Annotated in this window: 21 protein-coding genes; 11 read left to right on the top strand and 10 right to left on the bottom strand. The window is 72.7% G+C overall.

Annotated features, from left to right (window positions below):
* Position 1: 1 nt before the first annotated feature.
* The 3 genes from ASC64_RS14650 to eno form a co-directional block, all read right to left on the bottom strand.
* Entirely contained in the window at positions 2-547 is a 546-nt protein-coding gene (locus ASC64_RS14650; RefSeq protein WP_056908258.1) for a DUF501 domain-containing protein, read from the bottom strand.
* Between the two features lie 10 nt (positions 548-557).
* A complete protein-coding gene (locus tag ASC64_RS14645; protein WP_156385219.1) occupies positions 558-1,070 on the bottom strand; it encodes an FtsB family cell division protein in 513 nt (170 codons plus the stop codon).
* A 188-nt stretch (positions 1,071-1,258) separates the two neighbouring features.
* Positions 1,259-2,536 carry a phosphopyruvate hydratase gene (eno, locus tag ASC64_RS14640; RefSeq protein ID WP_056908256.1) on the bottom strand — a complete coding sequence of 426 codons (1,278 nt, stop codon included), beginning with the start codon at positions 2,534-2,536 and terminating at the stop codon, positions 1,259-1,261.
* Between the two features lie 159 nt (positions 2,537-2,695).
* Between eno and ASC64_RS14635 the strand changes: the two genes are divergently transcribed.
* Together ASC64_RS14635 and ASC64_RS14630 are read left to right on the top strand one after the other, a co-directional pair.
* Positions 2,696-3,457, top strand: coding sequence for a helix-turn-helix domain-containing protein (locus ASC64_RS14635; RefSeq protein WP_056908255.1), 762 nt, complete (start codon positions 2,696-2,698; stop codon positions 3,455-3,457).
* Entirely contained in the window at positions 3,454-4,701 is a 1,248-nt protein-coding gene (locus ASC64_RS14630; RefSeq protein ID WP_056908254.1) for an APC family permease, read from the top strand. Before ASC64_RS14635 ends, ASC64_RS14630 begins: the two co-directional genes overlap by 4 nt.
* Before the next feature lie 10 nt (positions 4,702-4,711).
* Here ASC64_RS14630 and ASC64_RS14625 read toward each other — a convergent pair whose 3' ends face one another.
* The 3 genes from ASC64_RS14625 to mfd are packed head-to-tail and all read right to left on the bottom strand — an operon-like array spanning position 4,712 to position 9,402.
* Positions 4,712-5,116 carry a MazG nucleotide pyrophosphohydrolase domain-containing protein gene (locus ASC64_RS14625; protein ID WP_056908253.1) on the bottom strand — a complete coding sequence of 135 codons (405 nt, stop codon included), beginning with the start codon at positions 5,114-5,116 and terminating at the stop codon, positions 4,712-4,714.
* A 5-nt stretch (positions 5,117-5,121) separates the two neighbouring features.
* Positions 5,122-5,802 (bottom strand): hypothetical protein, encoded by a 681-nt coding sequence (locus ASC64_RS14620; protein ID WP_056908252.1) that lies wholly within the window; start codon positions 5,800-5,802, stop codon positions 5,122-5,124.
* Between the two features lie 3 nt (positions 5,803-5,805).
* Positions 5,806-9,402, bottom strand: coding sequence for a transcription-repair coupling factor (gene mfd / locus ASC64_RS14615; protein WP_056908432.1), 3,597 nt, complete (start codon positions 9,400-9,402; stop codon positions 5,806-5,808).
* A gap of 225 nt (positions 9,403-9,627) precedes the next feature.
* On the opposite strand from mfd, the gene ASC64_RS14610 reads away from it, so the two are divergent.
* Positions 9,628-10,299 carry a hypothetical protein gene (locus tag ASC64_RS14610; protein ID WP_056908251.1) on the top strand — a complete coding sequence of 224 codons (672 nt, stop codon included), beginning with the start codon at positions 9,628-9,630 and terminating at the stop codon, positions 10,297-10,299.
* 120 nt (positions 10,300-10,419) lie between these two features.
* Complete coding sequence (locus tag ASC64_RS14605; RefSeq protein WP_056908250.1) at positions 10,420-11,388, top strand: lytic transglycosylase domain-containing protein; 969 nt, start codon at positions 10,420-10,422, stop codon at positions 11,386-11,388.
* Between the two features lie 4 nt (positions 11,389-11,392).
* Here ASC64_RS14605 and ASC64_RS14600 read toward each other — a convergent pair whose 3' ends face one another.
* Genes ASC64_RS14600 through ASC64_RS14590 form a run of 3 tightly spaced genes read right to left on the bottom strand, consistent with a single transcriptional unit; the run spans position 11,393 to position 13,404 of the window.
* Positions 11,393-11,800, bottom strand: a complete 408-nt coding sequence (locus ASC64_RS14600; RefSeq protein ID WP_056908249.1) for a VOC family protein — start codon at positions 11,798-11,800, stop codon at positions 11,393-11,395.
* Positions 11,801-11,852: 52 nt separating this feature from the next.
* Positions 11,853-12,623: a 3'(2'),5'-bisphosphate nucleotidase CysQ gene (locus ASC64_RS14595; protein WP_200937774.1), complete on the bottom strand. Its 771-nt coding sequence runs from the start codon at positions 12,621-12,623 to the stop codon at positions 11,853-11,855.
* 10 nt (positions 12,624-12,633) lie between these two features.
* A complete protein-coding gene (locus ASC64_RS14590) occupies positions 12,634-13,404 on the bottom strand; it encodes a response regulator transcription factor (protein WP_056908248.1) in 771 nt (256 codons plus the stop codon).
* Between the two features lie 456 nt (positions 13,405-13,860).
* Here ASC64_RS14590 and ASC64_RS14585 point away from each other — a divergent pair, with 456 nt between their 5' ends.
* From ASC64_RS14585 to ASC64_RS14555, 7 genes are all read left to right on the top strand, one after another.
* The gene (locus ASC64_RS14585) at positions 13,861-14,769 is read left to right on the top strand and encodes a sensor histidine kinase (protein ID WP_056908247.1); all 909 of its coding nucleotides are present in this window, start codon (positions 13,861-13,863) and stop codon (positions 14,767-14,769) included.
* Positions 14,747-15,430, top strand: a complete 684-nt coding sequence (locus ASC64_RS14580; protein ID WP_056908246.1) for a LuxR C-terminal-related transcriptional regulator — start codon at positions 14,747-14,749, stop codon at positions 15,428-15,430. Before ASC64_RS14585 ends, ASC64_RS14580 begins: the two co-directional genes overlap by 23 nt.
* A 136-nt stretch (positions 15,431-15,566) precedes the next feature.
* Positions 15,567-17,030 carry an exopolysaccharide biosynthesis polyprenyl glycosylphosphotransferase gene (locus ASC64_RS14575; RefSeq protein ID WP_156385217.1) on the top strand — a complete coding sequence of 488 codons (1,464 nt, stop codon included), beginning with the start codon at positions 15,567-15,569 and terminating at the stop codon, positions 17,028-17,030.
* Complete coding sequence (locus ASC64_RS14570; RefSeq protein WP_056908244.1) at positions 17,020-17,802, top strand: hypothetical protein; 783 nt, start codon at positions 17,020-17,022, stop codon at positions 17,800-17,802. Before ASC64_RS14575 ends, ASC64_RS14570 begins: the two co-directional genes overlap by 11 nt.
* Positions 17,803-17,807: 5 nt before the next feature.
* The gene (locus ASC64_RS14565) at positions 17,808-19,067 is read left to right on the top strand and encodes an MFS transporter (RefSeq protein ID WP_082550494.1); all 1,260 of its coding nucleotides are present in this window, start codon (positions 17,808-17,810) and stop codon (positions 19,065-19,067) included.
* A gap of 6 nt (positions 19,068-19,073) precedes the next feature.
* The gene (locus tag ASC64_RS14560) at positions 19,074-20,096 is read left to right on the top strand and encodes a hypothetical protein (protein WP_056908243.1); all 1,023 of its coding nucleotides are present in this window, start codon (positions 19,074-19,076) and stop codon (positions 20,094-20,096) included.
* Positions 20,097-20,257: 161 nt separating this feature from the next.
* Positions 20,258-21,721, top strand: a complete 1,464-nt coding sequence (locus tag ASC64_RS14555; protein ID WP_235563759.1) for a DUF4082 domain-containing protein — start codon at positions 20,258-20,260, stop codon at positions 21,719-21,721.
* A gap of 71 nt (positions 21,722-21,792) precedes the next feature.
* On the opposite strand, the gene ASC64_RS14550 is transcribed toward ASC64_RS14555, so the two are convergent.
* Positions 21,793-22,482, bottom strand: a complete 690-nt coding sequence (locus ASC64_RS14550; RefSeq protein ID WP_056908241.1) for a class I SAM-dependent methyltransferase — start codon at positions 22,480-22,482, stop codon at positions 21,793-21,795.
* Positions 22,483-22,504 lie beyond the last annotated feature (22 nt).

The raw sequence follows: 22,504 nt of genomic DNA, 5'->3' as shown, positions 1-22,504 counted from the left end.
GTCATTCTGCGGGGCGCTCGACGCAGGGGCCTGCGGCCCACCAGTCGCCGAGCGCGTCGAGCACCTCGTCGCCGAGCGGGTTCACGCCGCCGCCCATGGCCAGGGACTGGCCGGCGAGCACGTGGAGGCACTTCACCCGGTCGGGCATGCCGCCGGCGGTGATGCCCTCGATCTCGGGGACGTCGAGCCCGGCGCGCGCGCCGACCTCGGCGCGGTAGGCGAGGTACTTCTCGTGGGCCGCACGGTAGGCCGCGGCCAGCTCCTCGTCCTCCCCCAGCCGCGCCTGCATCTCCTTCATCAGGCCGGAGCCCTCGAGGGTGCCGATGCGCGAGGCGGCGCGCGGGCACGTGAGGTAGAACGTGGTCGGGAACGGCGTGCCGTTGGGCAGGCGCGGCTCCGTGGTCACCACGTCGGGGTTGCCGCACGGGCAGCGGTGCCCGACCGAGTCGATGCCGCGGGGCTTGCGGCCGAGCTGGGCGCGGATGGCGGCCTCGTCGGCCGGGTCGATCCGCTGCTCCCCGGCGTGGTCGTCCTTCTTGTTGCTCACGTGTGGCTGCTCACTGCTGGGTCCCGTCGATCAGGTCTGCGGGCTGCTCCTCGGGCGGAGGGGGGTTGCCGGCGAGCTCCATCGACTCCCACGCCGCGCTCCACCACGCCTTGGGCACGGTCTTGATCACCTCGGACGGGTCGTTGAGCGAGGCCTGCGCCTCCAACGGCTTGCCGTCGGGGCCGATCACCTCGAAGCCGGACTCGCCGGGCATCAGGTAGCCGAAGCGGGCCCGCGCCTGCGCCTTGACGTAGGCCGGGTCGTCCCAGCGCTTCTTCTCGCGCTCGAGGTCGTCGATGTTGGCCTCGCGCTCGGCGATGGTCGCCTTGAGCTCGCCGATGTGCGAGCGCTGCTGGAGGTAGGCCCGCAGCGACGACGCGTAGGACACCGTGAGCACGGCGAGCACGAGCACCAGGACCGCCGCCCGGCCGGTGAACCTGGGGCGACGCGCGGCACTCCTCGGGGCGACGGGACGTGTCACGACGGTGCCGGTGTCGGCGGGCGAGGAGAGCGGCGTGCGCATCCCCGGCGTCCGTGGCCGGGAGCCACGGGAGCCGGGGTGCGAGCTGCCCTGCCTCGGTCCGCGCGAGCCGCCACCGCCGGGCCCACCCCGAGGAGTACGACGCTGGGAAGGCATGCGGGTCAGTCTGCCTCGTCCACGCCGTGATTCGCGGTAGCCCGCAGCGGCGCGGTGCAGATCGGCTGCCTGCGTCAGCCCTTGAACCGCGGGAAGGCGCCCCTGCCTGCGTAGCGCGCTGCGTCGCCGAGCTCGTCCTCGATGCGGAGCAGCTGGTTGTACTTCGCGACGCGGTCGGAGCGGGCCGGCGCACCGGTCTTGATCTGGCCGCAGTTGGTGGCGACCGCGAGGTCGGCGATCGTGGTGTCCTCGGTCTCGCCGGAGCGGTGGCTCATCATGTTGCGGAAGCCGGCACGGTGGGCCAGGTCGACCGCGTCGAGGGTCTCGGAGAGCGAGCCGATCTGGTTGACCTTCACCAGCATGGCGTTGGCCTGGCCGCCGTCGATGCCGCGCTGCAGCCGCTCGACGTTGGTCACGAAGAGGTCGTCGCCCACGATCTGGGTCTTGTCGCCGAGCTCGTCGGTGATGGCCTTCCAGCCGGCCCAGTCCTCCTCGTCGAGCGGGTCCTCGAGGGAGACGATCGGGTAGGAGGAGACGAGGTCGGCGTAGTAGGCGACCATCTCGTCGCTGCCCTGCTTCTTGCCCTCGAAGGTGTACTTCCCCTTGTCGTGGAACTCGCTGGCCGCGACGTCCATCGCCAGCGCGATGTCCTTGCCGAGCGTGAAACCGGCGGCCTTGACCGCCTCGGCGATCAGGTCGAGGGCGGCGCGGTTGGACTCCAGGTCGGGGGCGAAGCCGCCCTCGTCGCCGAGGCCCGTGGAGAGGCCCTTCTTCTTCAGGACCGACTTGAGCGCGTGGTAGACCTCCGCGCCGTGCTGCAGGGCCTCGCGGAACGTCGCGGCGCCGATCGGGGCGATCATGAACTCCTGGACGTCCACGTTGGAGTCGGCGTGCGAGCCGCCGTTGAGGATGTTCATCATCGGCACGGGGAGCAGGTGGGCGTTGGGGCCGCCGACGTAGCGGAACAGCGGCAGGCCGGCCGACTCGGCGGCGGCCTTCGCGGTGGCGAGCGAGACGCCGAGGATCGCGTTGGCGCCCAGCTTGGCCTTGTTGGGGGTGGCGTCGAGGTCGAGCATCACCTGGTCGATGAGGCGCTGGTCGTCGGCGTCGAGGCCCACGATCGCGCCGGCGATGGTGTCGAGGACACCGGTGACGGCGTTCTGCACGCCCTTTCCGTTGTAGCGCTTGCCGCCGTCGCGCAGCTCGACGGCCTCGAAGGCACCGGTGGAGGCACCGCTGGGCACGGCGGCCCGGCCGAACGCGCCGTCCTCGAGAAGCACCTCCACCTCGATGGTGGGGTTGCCGCGCGAATCGAGGATCTCGCGGGCGCCGACTGCAGCGATGATCGACATGTTGTGGGCTCCTGGGTCGGTACGTCGTGGGTCGGTCGCCAGCCTAGCCACGTCCGGCGCCCACGTCGCCGGGACGTCCGCGACCACGTCCCCTGGCCGGGCCCTGGCCAGCGCCTGGCGGCCGCGGGCCCGTCGGTGGGCGCGGCTAGCGTGCGCCGGGTGCCCAGCGACGTGCCCGGTCCCGCCGACCACCTCCGCGCCTACGTCGACCGCGTGACGCACGGCGACGACGACGTGGCCGCCCGGGTCCGCCGGGCCATGGCGGGCGAGTCGGCGGCGAGGTTCCGCGACCGGCTGCTGCTCGAGCGGGCCGCCTGGCTGGCGCGCGAGACCGACCGCACCCTGCAGGACATCGCGGTGGACTGCGGCTTCGGAGGCTACGACGTCTTCGTCCGGGCCTTCCGCCGCGAGCTCGGCGCCCGGCCCTCGGACTGGCGCGCGGAGCCGACGTCGTGGGCGATCGACGCACCGGGCGACGTCCATCTCGCGCCACCGGATGGCATCCGGCTGCCGTCGCGCGACAGGATGGGGTCCGTGGACCTCGTCGTCGCCATGGCGGAGCAGCACGTGGGCGAGGTCGGCGACCTCGTCGCCGCCCTTCCCGAGCCCGACAGCTCGGGCGCCGGCCCGGCGCTCGCGGAGGTGGTCGGCCGGATGGAGCGGCTGGCCTCGCTCGTGCACGAGACGTCGTACTCCTCGGGGGGAGGGCTGCGCGCGCGGTTCGACCTCGTCGGCGCGGACTTCGTCTCCGCGGTCGCGGTGCTCGGCACGCAGGGACGCTTCGACGAGGCCGTGGTCGACGCCTTCTCGCCCGACCCCTCGGTGGTGACCCTCGGCGCGATGGTGACGGGTGCGGTCACCGACGCCGGCGACCTGCTGCGCACCGCCCGGCGCCGCCTCGCAGGGGTGACCACGGCATGAGCGGCCGGCCCGCCCTCGCGCGCCGCCTCGGCACGGGCGACGCCGTCGTCGTCGGCCTGAGCGCGATGCTCGGCGCGGGAGTCTTCGTCGCGTTCACCCCGGCCGCGGAGGCCGCTGGCCGGGGACTGCTGGTGGGGCTGGGCATCGCCGCGGTCATCGCCTTCTGCAACGCGGTCGCCTCGGCCCAGCTCGCGTCGTCGTACCCCTCCTCGGGCGGGACCTACCTCTTCGGCCGCGAGGTGCTCGGGCCGTGGTGGGGCTTCCTCGCCGGCTGGGGCTTCGTGGTCGGCAAGACCGCGTCGTGCGCGGCGATGGCGATGACCTTCGCCGCCTACGCACTGCCGGGCACCTCCCCCGCCGCCGGCTGGTGGCAGCGCGCGCTGGCCGCGCTGGTGGTCGCGGCCTTCACCGTGCTCAACCTCAGGGGCGTCACCCGCACCGCGACCGCCGCCCGGGTCCTGCTCGCCGCCACCCTGGTCGTGCTCGTGGGCTTCCTCGCCGTCGTCGGGACGGGCGACGCCGCGCCCGTCGAGCCCCTGGCGGCCACGCGCGGGGTGTGGGGCGTGCTGCAGGCGGCCGGCCTGCTCTTCTTCGCCTTCGCCGGCTACGCCCGCATCGCGACCCTCGCCGAGGAGGTGCGCAAGCCCGAGCTGCTCGGTCGCGCGATCCTCATCGCCCTCGGCACGGCCGTCGCCCTCTACCTCCTCGTCGGCCTCGCGCTCGTGCACGTCCTCGGCGACGCGTTGCCGACGACGCCGACGCCGGTCGCCGCTGCCACCGCGGCCGTCGGCGCGGACTGGGCCGTCCCCATCGTCCGCATCGGGGCGGCGGCGGCCGCCCTCGGCGCGCTGCTCGCGCTGCTCGCCGGCGTGGGACGTACGACGCTGGCGATGGCACGCGAGCGCGACCTGCCTGCACGGCTCGCCTCCGTCGACCCGCGCCACCAGGTCCCGGACCGGGCGCAGGTCGTCATCGGCGTCGCGGTGGTGGTGCTGGTGCTGGCCGCCGACCTGCGCGGCGCGATCGGGTTCTCGTCGTTCGGCGTGCTCGTCTACTACGCCGTCGCCAACCTGTCGGCGCTGCGCCAGCCGGCGGAGCAGCGGCGCTGGCCACGCGGGCTCCAGGTGCTCGGACTCCTCGGCTGCGTCACGATGGCAGCTGCCCTGCCGACCGGCTCCGTGGTGGCCGGTCTGGCGGTCCTCGCCGTCGGGCTCGTCGGACGGTGGGTCGCGGTCTCGCGTTGACCCCGCGCGACTACGCCTGCGCCCTCTCGGCGGCCTTGGCGGCGTTGTAGAGCCGCATCACCTCTGCGACGTCGGTGGCGACCGCGTCGCCGAAGACGTGCGGGTTGCGGCGCTCCATCTTGGCCATCACCCCGCGGGCCACGTCGTCGAGCGTGAACTCGCCCGCCTCCTCGGCCATGACGGCGTGGATGACCACCTGCAGCAGCAGGTCGCCCAGCTCGTCACACAGCGCGGCCGGGTCGCCCGACTCGATCGCCTCGACGACCTCCTCGGCCTCCTCGCGGACGTAGGGGATCAGCGAGGTGTGGGTCTGCTCCCTCTTCCACGGGCACTCGCGCTGGAGCACCCGCATCTGGTCGGCGAACGCCTCGAGGGCCGAGCCGTCCGCACCCCGCTCGTCGGCCCCGTCAGGCATCGCGCTCAGCCGCAGCGGTGGGTCAGCGGCAGCGTCTTGGCGAACGCCGCGTCGGGCTCGGTCTTGAGCCCGTCCTTGGCGGTCTTGCCCACGGCGACCGAGGTGTTGGTGTCGATCGGGGTCAGCACGCCGTCGACGCTCTCGAGGCCGTAGCGCGGGTCGATGTCCACGCCGTTGGCGTCGGGCCACTGGTTGAAGACGTCGATGCCGGCCTGGGTGACCTGCTCGGTCGTGGCGTCGGTGACGCCGCGCTCGTCGAGCACGATCTTGCCGACCTGGTCGACGATGTCGCTGGCGAGCGCGTTGGCCGAGGTGAGCTCGACGTAGGTGTCCTGCACGTCGGCCGGCATGGAGGCTGCCGTACGACGGCGCTGGGCGACGTCGTTGTGGTAGGCCGAGCCGGGCTCGAGGCCGTAGTCGTCGGCGACCTGCAGCGCCTGCGCGCGCAGCGTCAGCAGCTGCACGGTGCCCTGGCGCACGAAGCTCATCGGGAGCACGGTGCTCTGCGCCTCGAACTGGTCGCCGAGCGCGGTGCACATCTCGCGCGCCGCCGTGTCGACGTCGCGCACCGAGAGCTCCTCGTCGCCGATCTTGACCGCCACGCCGGGCGAGGCACTGCCGCACCCGGTCAGCAGCAGGCCGGCGACGAGCGTCGTCGCGGCCGTCATCAGGCGGGTCTTGCTCACGAGCTACTCCTTGGTCGGTGCTGCGGGGGTCGCCGGTGCGGGCGGGACGACCACCTCGTCGATCACGCCGCGCGCCCATTCAAGCAAAGCCACCCCGGCCACCGGCTGCACGGGGAACCCGGCAGTCTGCGGCCGCGGCACGAGGATCGTACTGACCGGCGCCTTGACGACGCTGCGCGGATGCAGCCGCTGGAGGCGTACGACGCGGGAGTCGGGCAGGTCGACCGGCGCGAACCGGACGTACTTGCCGGCCACCGTGACCTCACGGACCCCGGCCTGGCGGCACCGGGCGCGGAAGCGCGCGACCACCAGCAGCGACTCCACGACCTCCGGCGGTGCGCCGTAGCGGTCCACGAGCTCCTCGCGGATCTCGTCCACGTCGCCGTCCACGCGCACCTCGGCGAGCCGCTTGTAGATCTCCAGGCGCAGCCGCTCGCTCGGGATGTAGTCGTGCGGCAGGTGGGCGTCGACCGGCAGCTCGATGCGGACCTCGGCGACCTCCTCCTCGCCGCCGCCCTTGAAGTCGGCGACGGCCTCGCCGACGAGCCGGACGTAGAGGTCGAAGCCGACGTCGGCGATGTGGCCGGACTGCTCCCCGCCGAGCAGGTTGCCGGCGCCGCGGATCTCGAGGTCCTTCATCGCGATCGCCATGCCGCCGCCGAGGTCGGAGTGCTGGGCCAGGGTGGCGAGCCGCTCGTGGGCGGTCTCGGTGAGCGGCTTCTCGGCCGGGTAGAGGAAGTAGGCGTAGGCGCGCTCGCGGGAGCGGCCGACGCGACCGCGCAGCTGGTGCAGCTGCGAGAGGCCGAGGGTGTCGGAGCGCTCGATGATCATCGTGTTCGCGTTGGACACGTCGAGGCCGCTCTCCACGATGGTGGTGCACACCAGCACGTCGAAGCGCTTCTCCCAGAAGTCGAGCATCACCTGCTCGAGCGCGTGCTCGCCCATCTGGCCGTGCGCCGTGGCGACCCGCGCCTCGGGCACCAGCTCGCGGATGTGCGCGGCCGCCTTCTCGATCGACTGCACCCGGTTGTGGATGTAGAAGACCTGTCCCTCGCGCAGCAGCTCGCGGCGCACCGCGGCGATGACCTGGCGGTCCTCGTAGGCGCCGACGTAGGTCAGCACCGGGTGCCGCTCCTCCGGCGGTGTGGTGATCGTGGACATCTCGCGGATGCCGGTGACCGCCATCTCGAGCGTGCGCGGGATCGGGGTCGCGCTCATCGACAGCACGTCGACGGACGTCCGCATCCGCTTCATCTGCTCCTTGTGCTCGACACCGAAGCGCTGCTCCTCGTCGACGATGATCAGGCCGAGGTCCTTCATCTTGATCTCGGGGTTGAGCAGGCGGTGCGTGCCGACCACGATGTCCACCGAGCCGTCGGTGAGGCCGGCGATGACCTCCTTGGCCTCCTTGTCGGTCTGGAACCGCGAGAGCCCCTTGATGACGACGGGGAAGCCCGACATCCGCTCGGCGAAGGTCGACATGTGCTGGGTGACGAGCAGCGTCGTCGGCACCAGGACGGCGACCTGCTTGCCGTCCTGCACCGCCTTGAACGCCGCGCGCACCGCGATCTCGGTCTTGCCGTAGCCCACGTCGCCGCACACCAGGCGGTCCATCGGGACCACGCGGCGCATGTCGGCCTTGACCTCCTCGACGGTGGTCAGCTGGTCGACGGTCTCGTTGAACGGGAAGGCGTCCTCGAGCTCGCGCTGCCACGGGGTGTCCGGCCCGTAGGCGTGGCCCTTGGTGGCCTGGCGGGCGGCGTAGAGCTTGATCAGCTCGGCCGCGATCTCGCGGACCGCGCGACGCGCCTTGTTCTTGCGCTTGGTCCAGTCGCCGCCGCCGAGCCGGTCGAGGCTGGGGTTCTCGCCGCCGACGTAGCGGGTGACCTGGTCGAGGGTGTCGGCCGGGACGTAGAGCATGTCGTTGGGTCCGCCGCGCTTGCTGGGGCCGTACTCCAGGACGAGGTACTCGCGGACCGCGCCGCTGATCTCACGCTGCTTCATCTCCACGAAGCGGCCCACGCCGTGCTGCTCGTGCACGACGTAGTCGCCGGCCTTGAGCTCGAGCGGGTCGATCTGCCGCTTGCGGCGCGTGGGCATCCGGCGCATGTCGCGGGTCGAGGCCTTCTGGCCTGACAGGTCGTCGCCGGTGACGATCGCGACCCGCGCCTCGTCGTCGACCAGGCCGTGCACGAGGTGGCCGCAGGTGACGGTGACGACGTTGGCGCCGGCGGGCTCGCCCTCCTCGACGAGCCGGGCGGCGATGTCGTTCTCGCCGAGCAGCTCGACGAAGCGCTGGGCCGGGCCGTGGCCGGCGTGCACGACCGCCACCTCGAGGCCCTCGCTCACCCACCCGCGGATGTCGTCGACGGCCTTCTGCAGGTCGCCGCGGTAGGCCTCGGCGGGGTTGGTCGGCAGCGTCCGGCTGGGGATGCCGACGGTCTGGCCGTCCACGGGGGCGTCGACCGGTGCGTCGTCGGTGTCGATGCCGCTCTGCCCGATTCCGAAGGGGCTGACCGTCCACCACGCGTGGCCCAGGCCGAGCGCGCGCAGGCGCACGTCGGCGATCTCGCGGTAGGAGGCGGCGCCGAGGTCGATGGGCGCCGTGCCACCGCCGGCAGCGGCGGCCCAGGACGCGCCGAGGAACTCCTCGCTCGTGGCCACCAGGTCGTGGGCGCGGGTGCGGGCGCGCTCGGGGTCGAGCACCAGCACGGTCGTGCCGGCGGGCATCAGGTCGACGAGCAGCTCCATCGTGTCGACGAGCACCGGGGCCAGCGACTCCATGCCCTCGACCGCGATGCCGGCGGCCATCTTGTCGGTGAGCTCGAGCAGCTGCGGGTGCGCCTGGCCGAGCTCGGCGGCGCGACGGCGTACGTCGTCGGTCAGCAGCAGCTCGCGGCACGGCGGCGCCCAGAGCCGCTCGACCTTCTCCAGGGTGCGCTGGTCGGCGACGGCGAACGCCCGGATCTCCTCGACGTCGTCGCCCCAGAACTCCACGCGCAGCGGGTGCTCCTCCGTCGGCGGGAAGACGTCGACGATGCCGCCGCGCACCGCGAACTCCCCGCGCCGCTCCACCATGTCGACCCGGGAGTACGCCGCGTCGGCCAGGCCGCGCACCACGTCCTCCATCGGCCGCGAGTCCCCCGGCGCCAGCTCCACGGGCTCGATGTCGGCCAGGCCGGGGACCTGCGGCTGGAGCAGGCTGCGGATCGGCGCGACGACCACCTTGAGCGGACCGTTGGCGGCGTCGGTGCCGGGGTGGCGGAGCCGGCGCAGGACCGCGAGGCGGCGACCGACCGTGTCGCTGCGGGGGCTGAGCCGCTCGTGCGGCAGCGTCTCCCAGCTGGGGTAGTAGGCGACCGTGTCGGGGTCGACGAGGTCGCCGAGCTCCTCGACCAGGTCCTCGGCCTCGCGCGAGGTCGCGGTCACCGCCAGCACCGTGCGACCGCGCTCGACCAGCCCGTGCACCACGACCGGCCTGACCGCCCCCGGGCCGGTCAGGTCGAGGCTGGACTGCACGGCCGCGTCGGCGAGCGCGCCGCCGAGGGTGGGCGCGGAGACGAGGCGGTGGGCGAGGGCGAGGAGTGGTGTGGACGGCACCGGGGATCCCTTCGAGAGCACGCGAACGACCCCCGTTCGATGCACGAAGGGGGGATCGTGAAAGTCTACGGGTGGTGCCCGACAGCGACGTGTTCGGGATGGGGGCTCGGTCCGGTCGACAACTCCGGGTTTGTCCCGGGCGTCACAGGGGTAGCACCACCCACAGCGACCGGCGCCCGAGCGCGGGTCGAACCAGAACTTCCACCGAGAGGAACAACGGGGAACATGCGCATCACTCGTCTCGTCGCAGGAACGGTCACCGCCGGGCTGCTCGGCCTCGCGCCGATCGCCGTCGCCGCGCCCAGCCAGGCCACCGTCAACCTGACCACGACCACCGCCGCCACGCCCAGCGAGACCCAGCTGCAGTACGGCGACGACCTCTACGTCAGCGTCGACGTCGACGCCTCCAACGGCTCGAGCGCCTACAGGGGCACCTCGACGCTCTACGCCATGGAGGCCGGCACCACCGCCTGGGCCCCCGTCGCCACCGGCACCTCCGCGACGAGCTCCTTCTACGACGTGAAGCCCCTGGCCACCACGACCTACAAGGTCGTCTACAGCGGCTACACCGCGACCACGTCCAGCGAGGACAACTACGCGCCCAGCGAGTCGGCTCCCTTCACCGTCAGCGTGGCCCGCAAGATCACCTACCCGAGCTCGGGCTTCGTGATCAAGGGCAAGGTCACGCCCGAGTACGGCAAGAAGAAGATCCTCATCCAGGTCAGCAAGAAGCAGAACAAGGGCTTCAAGAAGTTCAAGAAGATCAAGACCAAGGCCAACGGCAAGTACAAGGTGACCCTGCCCAAGCGCGGCGGCACCTGGTACTGGAGCTTCACCGTCAAGGCGGACTCCCGCTTCGCCGCCAACGGCTTCGTCTGGAAGACCACCGTCTTCTGATCCAGCCCACGACCGGCCGACCATCGTCGACCGATCACCCCGACCGACCCGGCAGAGCACGCTCTGCCGGGTCGCTCGCATTTCGTCGGCCGCACCTCGGGCTGTGTGACAGTGGGACGCATGACCCGTACGCCGCTGCTCGCCGCACTCCTGCTGGCGGTGACCGGCTGCGGTGGCGCCGCCCGGCCGTCGGCCTCTGGCGGGGACGACCTGCGCCCGGCCGACGCAGTGGTGTCCGAGCGCGCCGACCCCGATGCGGGCGTCGTACCCCCTGAGCTCGAGGCGGCGCTGGCCGGCACTCCGCACCGCCCGGCCAGCCCCGCCGAGGCGGCGGCGATGGTCGCGGCCGCGCAGCGCGTGATCCGCTCCGCCGACCCCGCGCCCGGCCTCCTGGCCGCGGCCGGCCACACTGCCCAGCTAGCGGTCCGCGAGACCGCGGTCCGCCGTTCGTGGCTCCCCCGGGTGCTCGACGGCCTGCGGCCCTCGGACCGCCGCTGGGTGCGCGCCAACGTGGCCGCCCGCCGGGAGTTCCGCTCGATGCACCCGACCGCGAACCGGGACCTCGCCGACGAGCTGCCCGCGTGGCGGATCGTGCCCCCGGCCCCTGCGCGCACGCTCCTGCGCAGCTATCGCGAGGCCGAGCGTCGCTTCGGCGTCGACTGGGAGTACCTCGCCGCGATCAACCTCGTCGAGACGCAGTTCGGGCGGATCCGGGGCACCTCGGTGGCGGGCGCGCAGGGTCCGATGCAGTTCATCCCGACGACCTGGGACATCTACGGCGCGGGCGGCGACATCGACGACGCCCACGACGCGATCCTCGCCGCCGGACGGTTGCTGCGCGCCAACGGCTTCGCGCGCGACAAGGGCGCGGCGCTGTGGCGCTACAACAACTCCTGGGCCTACGTCCGTGGCGTCACCCTGCACGCGGAGGCGATGCGCCGCGACCCGCGCCAGCTGCGCGGCTACCTGGCCTGGCAGGTCTACTACCTGACGCGGGCCGGCAGCGTCTGGCTGCCGGAGGGCTACGCTCACCGCCGCCCGGTCCCGGTGCGGTCGTACGTCGCCGCGCATCCCGAGCGGCTGCCCTGACGCCTCAGTCGACCGGCGGGCCCGCGTCCACCTCGGCCTGCGAGCGCAGGATGCAGAACTGGTTGCCCTCGGGGTCGGCGAAGACCACCCAGCCGGTGCCGGGACCGTACTGCCCGCGCTGGTCGGCGACCTCGACGGCACCGAGGCCCCGCACCCGCTCGATCTCCGCGTCGCGGCTGCCCTCGCGCGGGCGCAGGTCGAAGTGGATGCGCTTGGCGGGCAGCTCGGCGTCAGGCACCTCGATGAAGAGGATCGCGTGCCCGGTGTCGGGGTCGCGGATCTCGCACTCCTCGTGCCCCGGCTCGTTGGGGTCGCCCTCCACGTCGACGTAGCCGAGCACCCGCTTCCACCACTCGGAGAGCTCGTAGGCGTTGTGGCAGTCGACGGTCGTGTGCGAGACGAAGGAGGTCATGGGCCCACGCTGGCAAGGCCGGCGCCGACCCGCAAGCGCCTTTCCGGGGGCGTCACTCCGTGCCGTGGCGCCTGACGAAGTCGACGATCTGCTCGGCCAGCTCGGGCCGGCACACGATCAGGTCGGGGAGCGAGGTGTCGGCCTCGTTGTAGACGAGGGGCGAGCCGTCGACGCGGCTGCAGTGCAGCCCGGCGGCCCGCGCCACCACGACCGGCGCGGCGTTGTCCCACTGGTACTGCCCGCCCGCGTGGACGTAGGCGTCGGCGACGTCGCGCACCACGCTCATCACCTTGACGCCGGCGCTGCCCATCGGCACCAGCTCGGCGTCGAGCTCGGCGGCCAGCGCCTCGACGAAGGCCGGCGGGCGGCTGCGCGAGACCGCGATCCGCGGCCGCTCGGACGTGCGCGGCGGCACCACTGCAGGCCGACCGGTGGCGAAGGTCTCCCCCAGCGCCGGCTGGGCGACCGCCCCGGCGACGAGGTCGCCGTCCTCCCAGAGGGCCACGTGGACCGCCCAGTCGTCGCGGGGCGGCTCGGAGAACTCACGGGTGCCGTCGAGCGGGTCGATGATCCAGACGCGGCGCGCGGTCAGCCGCGACTTGTCGTCGGCCGCCTCCTCGGAGAGCACGCTGTCACCGGGCCGGTGCTCGGTCAGGATGCGGTCGAGCTCGGCCTGAGCGGCGGCGTCGCCGGCGTCCTTGAGCGCCTTGCCCTCCAGCCCCTCGTCCGCTGCTCGGGCACGTACGTCGAGCAGCACGGTGCCGGCGCGCTCGGCCGCCCAGACGGCGAAGGCGTGGTCGTCGAGGGTCGTGGGATCCATCATGAGCCGCAGCCTAGCGACGCGCCGTGGCCGCCTCGGAGGCAGCCGGGACCGCGCGGGGCCGGGGGACGAGGTCGACGCCGTCGCCGACCTCGTGCACCTGGCGGAGCATGGCGACCGCCTCCAGCTGGGTCTTCGCGCCGAGCTTGCCGCGCAAGGTCTTCACGTGGCTGCGCACGGTGCCGCTGGTCACGCCCAGGATCTCGGCGACCTCGCGCACACGACGCCCCGACGAGAGGAGCTCGAGGACCCGCAGCTGCTGCGGCGTGAGCGTGCGCACCGTGTGCACGAGGTGCTGGCGCCTGTCAAGCGCCTTCGCCCAGGCATCCCGCATTTCTGCTCGTTTCTCAAGATCCATCAAGTGCTCGCCCGAGGCGAACCGCTGGACCACCCGGGCGAGCTGGAGGACCGAGGTCGCCATCGACACCACCTCGACGTCCTCCCCCTCGAGCAGGCCACCCCACCAGGGCGCCGGCGGCCCCGCGGTCACCACCGCGATCCGTACCTCACCGAGGGCCAGCAGGCGGGTGATCTTCTCGCGGACCCCGCGGCTGTCGAGGGCGTCGAGGATGACCACGACATGGAGCGTCGCACCCTGCGAGATCGCGACCTGGGCCTCGTGGACGAAGGCCTCCCACGCATGGACCACCACGGGGACCCCCTCGGCGCCGAGGGCAGCGCCCACGGCCTGCGACACCAGCAGGTGCGGCGACACGACCCAGGGCGGCACGCCGACGCTCGCCGGCGTCGGCGCGTCGTCGCGGTCGCGTCCCGATACGCCCATCACTTCTCCCTCGCGCAAGACGAATGCCTCCACCTTGGGGGCGGAGTCCGCACCCGTGCCGGCCAGCCGCGCAACGTGCACCGTTTTGGGGAGAGGCAGGACACCGCCCACGCGTGCAGGTCTTGAAGTCCCCTGCCGATCTGCTTGGTCCTGCCTCAAGGAAGCCTTGACGAAGACTTCGGAAGGCCTGAAGACGCCGGACCAGACCGCTTTTGCCACGTTTTCGGTAGGCCAGCACAATCCATGACACCCCCACAACCGGCATCCAGAGCCTCTCGGAAGAGCTCCCAGAGCAGCGGCGCCGGAGCCAGACCAAGAAGTTCGAGAAGTCAGCGTCATCACATGGGGGGAAGCAACATGCGTGGGGATTCAAGTGGGGGAACGCACCGCCGGCTGGCGGTGCTGGGGACGGGGCACGGGGGGCCCCGTCAGACGAGGCCGGGCACCAGGACAGGGGTGCTCCTGACCAAGTGGGTGCTGGCCGCGGCAGCGCTGGTGGCGGGGCAGGCCCTGCTCCTGTCGCTGCTGACGTTCGGCTCCGGCTCGTCGCGCGACGTCGTCGACCTGGCGCTTCAGCTGGCCGTCGCCGTGCTCGGCGTGGCCCTGGTGATGGGGGCGCTCGTCGCGGCGCGCCGCGCCACCGCCCTGGAGCAGCGTCGTGCGGAGGAGGTCGACCAGGTCCTGGCCGCCAGCTCCCGCGACCAGCGTGAGCAGCTCCACGAGCTGCGGAGCACGGTCGCCGGACTGGTGAGCGGCTCGGCGCTGCTCGACAACCCCGACATCCCGGCCGAGACCCGGGAGCACCTGTGGGCGTCCGTGCGACGCGAGCTGGACCGGATGGAGCGCCTGCTCAGCAAGCGCGACCAGCCGGCTGCCGAGATGGACCTCGACGAGGCCCTCGGCCACATCCTCGACCTGCAGCACCTCAAGGGGCGCCGGGTCGAGTTCCGGAGCGCCGGGACCAAGGTGCGTGCCCGCTACGACGCGCTCGCGGAGACCGTCAACATCCTCATGGACAACGCGGTCACCCACGGTGGCAGCGACAGCAGCGTGGTCGAGGTGGTCGAGCGCGACGACGAGACCGTCGACATCCGGGTCACCGACTTCGGTCGTGGCATCCCGGAGGACCGCCGTACGGAGATCTTCGAATGGGGCGAGAAGGGCAGCGAGTCGCCGGGTGAGGGCATCGGCCTGCACCTGGCCCAGCGCCTGATGAGCGAGGACGGCGGGTCGCTGCGGCTCGCTGAGGACCAGGGCGTCGGCTCGTCCTTCGTCATCTCGCTGCCCGCCGCGCGGCGCTCCACCGAGAACGGGACCGAGAGCAGGATCGTGGAGGACAGCCATGCATGGCTCCGCTCGGGCTGACCACCGTGTGCTGATCATCGACGACCACCTCCTCTTTGCCGAGTCCCTCGAGCTGGCGCTCTCCCTGGAGGGCTACGACGTACGCCGGCTCGAGCTGCCGGCCGAGGGCGGATCGATGGCGACGCTGCGCTCGCTGGCCCTGCGGGCCAACCCACGCACCGTGATGCTCGACCTCGACCTCGGGCGTTTCGGCGACGGGATGAACCTCATCGCGCCGCTGGCGCGCGCCCACGTCAACGTCGTCGTGCTGACCGCGTCGGAGGACGTCGGACGCTGGGGCGGCTGCATGCGGATGGGCGCGCGCAAGGTCCTGCCCAAGAGCGGGGCCCTCCAGTCGGCCCTCGCCACCGTGCGACGGCTCCACCAGGGGCTGCCGGTGATCGGGCGCGAGGAGCTGGAGTCGCTGCTGGATGCCTGGGCACGCGACCGCCAGGCCCACGACGACATCCGTCGCCGCCTCGACCTGCTGACACCTCGGGAGCGGCAGGTGCTCGGCGCCCTGATCGACGGCCGCACCGTGCGCACCATCTCCCAGGACAGCGTCGTGTCCGAGGCGACCGTGCGCACCCAGGTGAAGTCGATCCTCAACAAGCTCGAGGTCTCCTCGCAGCTGGCCGCCGTCGGGATGGCCAACCAGATCGGGTGGCGGCAGGGCGCCTGAGCGCGTCCTGCCCGCCGGACCCTGCGTGGCTTTGCCGCATTTACGGCATGCCGTGGGGCGATCCAATTCCTAGTGTCGTTGCATGCGGTGCCTGGGGAGGCACACATGCCAGCTGGCACCACATGGGGGGCATCACATGACCGAAGCAGTCACGGTGCAGACGACGATCACGGACGCGCTGACGGACTCGCCGGCGCGACGCAGCCGCATCATCGCCGTGCCGCGGCCGCGCACGGAGCGCGCGCCCCTCATCGAGGCACCTCCTGCACGTCGCCGCACCGGCTGGGACTCGCGGCTCCGCGTGGCGACGGAGTGGGCGGCTCTCACGGCCGTTGCCGTCACGCTCGCCCTCCAGGTCGGGCTGCCCCTCTGGATCGCGCCGCTCGCGGCCACCAGCTGGGTGCTGGCACTGGCCGCTGTGGGTCACTACCGGCGGACCACGCTGGGTGACACTCGGGCAGCAGCGTTGCTGCGCATCGCGAAGACAGGCGCGATCGCCCTCCTGGTCGCGGTGGCGGGCACCCCCCTGTCGACAGGCGCGGCCGCCCCCGCCGCCCTGTCGGTGCTCGTCATCGCTCTCGTCCTGACCCACGTCCTGTTCGTGCTGGGCGCGGCCCGACCCCGGTCCCGCATCGTCCTGGCCGGCCACCCGCGCGACATCCGCGACGCCCTCGTGGAGCTGCGCACCGTCAACCGCGACGACGTGGTCGCGGTGTGCCTCACGCGTCGGAGCAACCTGCCGTTCCTCGACATCCCGACCTACCTCGGCCTGACCGAGGCGGTGCCCGCCCTCGTCGCCGAGAGCGCTGACGCCCTGGTCGTGCTGCCCGGGCGCCACACCGCGCCGGTGGCGCTGCGCCGGCTCCAGTGGGAGGTCGCGTCCGTCGGCAGCGAGATCTACCTCGGGACCGGGCTCCTCGACGTCGAGCCGCAGCGTGCCCGCGTGGTGTCCACCGCCGGCCTCGACGTCCTGCACGTCGCGCCGGCCGCCCTCGACAGCCCGCGCCGCATCGTCAAGGACGTCGTCGAGCGCACCCTGGCGCTGCTCGCCCTCCTGGTCTTCCTGCCGCTGCTCGGTGTGCTGTGCGTGCTGATCCGCCGCCAGAGCCCCGGCCCGGCCTTCTTCCGCCAGGAGCGGGTCGGCCGCAACGGCGCCCTCTTCACCATGATCAAGCTGCGCACGATGGGCACCGCTGCCGAGGAGGAGCGCAACACCCTGACGCTCTCGAACGAGCTCGACGGCGTGATGTTCAAGATCAAGTGCGACCCCCGCGTGACCCCGCTGGGCCGCAAGCTGCGCCGCTACTCCCTCGACGAGCTCCCACAGCTCTGGAACGTCGTACGCGGCGACATGTCGCTCGTCGGCCCTCGCCCGGCACTGCCCGGCGAGGTCGAGAACTACGACGTCGACCCGCGCCGCCGGCTGGCCGTCAAGCCCGGACTGACCGGCCTGTGGCAGGTCTCCGGCCGTTCGGACCTCTCCTGGACCGAGTCGGTGCGCCTCGACCTCAAGTACGTCGACAACTGGTCGCTGCGCCTCGACGCGTCCATCCTGGTCCGCACCGTCCGGGCCGTGCTGGGGCACCGCGGTGCCTACTGACCCACGTCGTCCGGTCCTCGCCGCCAGCCTCGCCGCGGCCCTGCTGCTCGGCGGGTGCGCGGGCGGCGGTGAGCCTGACGGCTCCTCGGCCGCATCCGCCCGGTCCACGCACGGCGGCTCCGGTGCGGGCTCGGCCGGGCAGACTGACCAGCGGTCGGGCACGAAGCCGGGCACGAAGTCGGGCAAGAAGTCCGGCGGAGCCTCGGCCGCGGCGGGGGCCTCCTCGTCCCCCGACCCGGGTCCGGGGTCGGACCCGTCGTCCGACGACACCTCAGACCCGTCGCCCGACCCGCAGCCGGACAACGGCGGCGGGTCCGACCCGTCCGGCGCCGTGCTGGAGGTGCCCGTCGCCGCGGCGCCGAGCGTCGACGGCCTCGGCGACCTCCTCGGCGACGCTGACCGGCCACTGGTGACGTCGCCTCTCCCACGGGCGGCGAGCGCCCGGGGACGGCTGGTCGGCGGCTTCCCGGCCGCGCTGCGTCCGGCCCCCGGCTCGCGGGTCGAGACCAGCAGCGTCTCCCCTGCCGACGACCGCCTCCAGGTGGCGCTGGTCGGATCCACCGCGATGGCACCCGGCCGGGTGCTGCTCGCCTACCGCACCCGTCTCGGGCGTCGCGGGATGGTCGAGCAGGCGACGGCCCCGCAGACAGCTCCCGGTTCGCAGGCCGCCGCGCTGCAGCGCGGGCGCAGCGTGGTCACCATCACCGTCACGCGGCAGGGTTCGCGGACCAGCTACTCCGTGATGGCCTCGCTGCACACCGGACCCGAGTGAGACGGATGTACATCTCAGTTCGCGACCGCCCCACCACCGACAGGGCCCTGGCACCCGCCGACCGCGCGGCGAGGCCGCCGGTCGGTCGTGTGGTGGTCGTGCTGGGCGTGGTCTCCATGCTCACGGACATCTCCTCGGAGTCGGTCGCCGCCATCCTCCCGCTCTACCTGACGGCCGTCGTCGGCCTCACCCCGGTGGCGTACGGCCTCATCGACGGGCTCTACCAGGGCGTGAGCGCACTGGTCCGCCTCGGCGGCGGCTGGCTGGCCGACGCCGCCGACCGCCCGAAGTGGGTGGCGTTCCTCGGCTACGGCGTCTCCGCGATCGCGCGCGTCTTCCTGCTCTTCGCCACCGGGGCCGCCGGCATCGCGGCGGTCGTCACCGCCGACCGGATCGGCAAGGGGATCCGCACCGCGCCGCGCGACTCGATGATCAGCACCTCGACCCCGACCGAGCACCTCGGTCGGGCGTTCGGCGTGCACCGCATGCTCGACACCATCGGCGCGGCCCTCGGCCCGCTGATCGCCTTCGGCCTGCTGTGGGCGGTGCCCGACGACTACACCGTCGTCATGGTCGTCTCGCTCGCCTTCGCGCTCGCGGGCGTGGCCCTGCTCGGCCTGCTCGGCCCCGACGTCCGGGTGAAGCGTGAGCACGTCGGTCCGACGCCGCCGCCGTTCCGGTGGCGCGACCTGGGCGACCGGCGCCTCCGGCCCCTGCTCGCCGTGGCCGGGGCACTCGGCCTGCTCACGGTCGGCGACGGCTTCATCTACCTCGCGCTCCTCGACCACGCCGACGTCACCGTCACGTGGTTCCCGCTGTTCTACGTCGGCACCAACGTCGCCTACCTGGCGCTCGCCGTCCCGGTCGGACGGCTGGCCGACCGCGTCGGTCGCGCCCGGGTGCTGGTCCTGGGTCACCTCGCCCTCGTCGGCGCCTACCTCTGCTCGGTGCTGCCCACCTCGACGGTCGCCGCGACCGTCGGCACGCTGGTCCTGCTCGGCAGCTTCTACGCCGCGACGGACGGCGTGATCGCCGCCGTCGCCGGTAGGCTCGTGCCCGTGCAGGCACGTTCGAGCGGCATCGCCGCCGCCCAGACCGTGGTGGCCCTGGCCCGGATGCTCGCCTCGGCCGGTTTCGGCCTGCTGTGGCTGCTCCTGGGCCCCGCGACGGCGATGGTGTCGGTGGCGGCGCTGCTGGTGCTCGCGATCCTCCTCGCGGCGACCCGGGTGGGGCGCCTCGACGGCGCCGTGACCACCGCCGCCTGACCTGCCATGAACGTCGGTCCGCGCGCCCGGGTGCTGGTGTTCGTCGCCATCGTCGTCGCCCTCGTCGCGACCGCAGGGGTCTACGTCCTCGCCCAGGGCCGCGAGGTACGTGCCCAGCGCGACGCCGAGCCCGAGGCGGTCCGGACACCAGTCGCCGAGGTCGTGGACGGCCCGCGCATCGTGTTCCGGCACACGGGCCTCGACAACGAGCTCGGCGTGGTCGCGATGGTGCCGCTCGACGACCCCGGCGGCGCCCGCGCCTTCACGGGCGTCTCGTGCGACCGCGTCGCGGCCGGGCCCGACGGCGCCTCGTGCCTGACCATCGACCGCGGGGTGGTCACGACCTACGAGGCGCACTCCTACGACGCCGACTGGCAGGAGGTCGACTCCTCGCCCCTGCCCGGCATCCCCAGCCGCACCCGTCTCTCGCCGGACGGCACGCTGGTCGGGACGACGTCCTTCGTGTCGGGGCACTCCTACATGACGGCCGGCTTCTCCACCGCGACGGAGATCCACGCCTTCGACGGCAGCAGGACGTGGGGGAACCTCGAGAAGTTCGACCTCGTCATCGAGGGCACGCAGGTGCGCCCGACCGACCGCAACATCTGGGGCGTCACCTTCGTCGACGACGAGACGTTCTACGCCACCGTCGCCGAGGGCGGCCGCACCTGGCTGGTCGAGGGCGACCTGACCGAGCGCACCCTCACCTCGGTCTCCGCCGACGCCGAGTGCCCGGCCGTGTCGCCGGACGGCTCGCAGGTGGCCTTCAAGGTCGACGTCGACCCGGGGCGCAAGGTCGTGTGGCAGATCACGGTCCAGGACCTCGCGACGGGTGAGCGCACGCTGCTCGAGCAGGGTCCGCGAGGGGTCGACGACCAGGTGGAGTGGCTCGACGACGACACCCTGCTCTACGGGATGCCGCGCGCCGACGAGCCCGGCGTGACCGACGTGTGGTCGCTCGACACCACGGCTGACGCCGCTCCACAGCTCCTCGTCGAGCAGGCCTGGTCGGCCACCGTCGTGCGCTGACCGGGCCGTGTCGGCACCGTTTGGGGAAGTTCCTGCACCGGCTTGTGGTCGTGCTGACGGCTTGTGGAGGATGCCTCGGACTGCGCCCCCACCGCAGTACCGTTCCCCTACCCCGTTCCCGACCCCCCGGGTGACAGCGAGGTCCATCGATGCATTCCCCCGTGCCCCCCACGCACACTCCTACTCCACGCCGCCTCCGGCGGCTCGTGCCCGTCGCCCTCCTGGCCGTCGGCCTGTCCGCGGTCGTGCTGACCGGTCCCGCTCCCGCGGCACCGACGGCCGACCCGCAGCGCGCCGCCGCCACCGTCGGCGCCTTCGGCAAGGGCGAGCCCTCCGGCGTCATCGTACGCCGGGGGCCCTCCCGCGAGGTCGGCATGCGCTTCTCCCCCAAGGTCGACGGCAAGGTCGTCGGCGTGCGCTACTACAAGCCGCTCGCCTGGAAGGCCGCGACGCCGCGCTCCGCCACGCTGTGGTCGGGCAGCGGCAAGCGCCTCGCCCGCACCTCGATCGCTCCGGTCGCGGGCACCGGCTGGCAGTCGGTGAAGTTCCGGTCGAAGGTCGCCCTGACGAAGGGCACCCGCTACGTCGTGTCCGTGCACACGCGCACCAAGGGCATCCACGCCGCCACGCCGCGCGGCTTCGCCAAGGGCCACTCCACCGCGCAGCTGCGCGTGCCCGGCAAGCGCAACGGCTGGACGACCGTGTCCGACCGCCCGGCCTTCCCGCGCAGCGAGGCCCGCGGCGACGCCAACTTCTGGGTCGACGTCCGCTTCAAGCCGGGCACCTCGACGCAGGACCCGACGCCGACGCCCACCCCGACGCCCACGCCCACCCCCGTCGGCGGCTGGCCGGGCCCGGACAACACCGGTGTCCCCGCCGGCACCACGCTGACCCCCTACACCGGGCCGTGCACGATCAGCTCCCCGGTCACCATCACCGGTGCCGACGTGCTCGCGAAGTGCAAGGACGCGCTCGTCATCCAGACCAAGGGCGTCGTCATCGACAAGTCCTCGGTCCCGGGCGTGTGGTCGATCTACGGCGACGGCGACAGCTCGGTCACCATCACCGACTCCGACGTGCGCGCCGGCTCCGTCTCGACCGCCGGGCTCTGGGGCTACAACATCAAGGCCAGCCGGGTGGACATCACCGGTGGCCAGCACAGCTTCCAGTGCAACAACTTCTGCGAGCTGAGCGACTCCTGGCTGCACGACCAGTACAACCCCGACGGCGGCAGCACCCACAACAATGCGTTCATCTCCAACGGTGGGCACACCATGGTGGTGCGTCACAACACGCTGCACTGCACGGCGATCCTCAACAGCACCGACGGTGGGTGCACGGCCGACGTCTCCCTCTTCGGTGACTTCGACCCGATCGACGACGTGCTGATCGAGAACAACTTCCTCCGCGCCAACAACTCCTCGATCTCCTACTGCGCCTACGGCGGGCAGAAGGGCTCGAAGCCCTACGGCGCGACCAACATCCGGTTCATCAACAACGTCTTCGAGCGTGGCGCCAACCGCAAGTGCGGCGTCTACGGGCCGGTGACGTCGTTCGAGAAGGGCGCGGTCGGCAACGTGTGGTCCGGCAACGTCTGGGACAGCGGCGAGGCCCTCAACCCGTAGGCGCGACCCGACCAGCAGGTCCGCCGGACTCCTGTGCCGGACTCCTCTGGCCGCGGCTCCCGAGGCCGCGGCTAGAGGGCTCCCCCGCCGACCGCCACGAGCGACTTGGTCAGCCCGGCCACGCGCTCGTGGTGGATGGTGGAGCCCGGGAAGTACGACTTCAGCTCGGCGATCCCGACGAGCTCGGTCCACTGCACCTCCGACATCGCGTCCTCGCGCGAGTCCGGGCTGCTGTGGGCCAGCGGCCACCGCGCGGCCAGCCGGGCGCGCGCGGCCATCGGCATGAACTGCAGGCCCGGGAAGAGCCAGTGCGGCTCGAGCGGGAAGTAGCGGTAGGGCGTCTGCACCCAGTGCCGGGGTGCGAGCGCGTGCACCTCGCGCGCGAGGGCGGCCCGCTGGGCGTGCCCACCGACGTGCTCGAGCAGCGAGTTGGAGAAGACGACGTCGTACGACCCGGGCGCGCCCGCCGCCCCCAGTGCCTCGCGGGCACGGCAGGCGTCGCCGGTCACCGGCACCATCGCCGGGTCGTCGGAGTCTCCGGGCTCGAAGAGGTTGAGCACGGTGACCTCCTTCGGGCGGACCGGCGCGCGGCGCCACCACTCGACGGTGCCGCCGAGGTCCAGCACGGACATGGTCGCCAGGTCGGGGAACGCCTCCTCGACCAGCGCCCACCGCGCCGCGCGCGTGCGTGCGCCTGCGGAGCCGGGTGCGTCCACCAGCTTGTGCCTGAGCCGTGCCGCGACCCCACGGTTCTCCGTCATCGTGTTCCCCTCGTCGTCGGCG

Origin of the sequence: Nocardioides sp. Root122, assembly GCF_001425025.1 — a bacterium.
Lineage (GTDB): Bacteria > Actinomycetota > Actinomycetes > Propionibacteriales > Nocardioidaceae > Nocardioides.
This window is presented reverse-complemented; position numbering and strand designations above follow the sequence as displayed.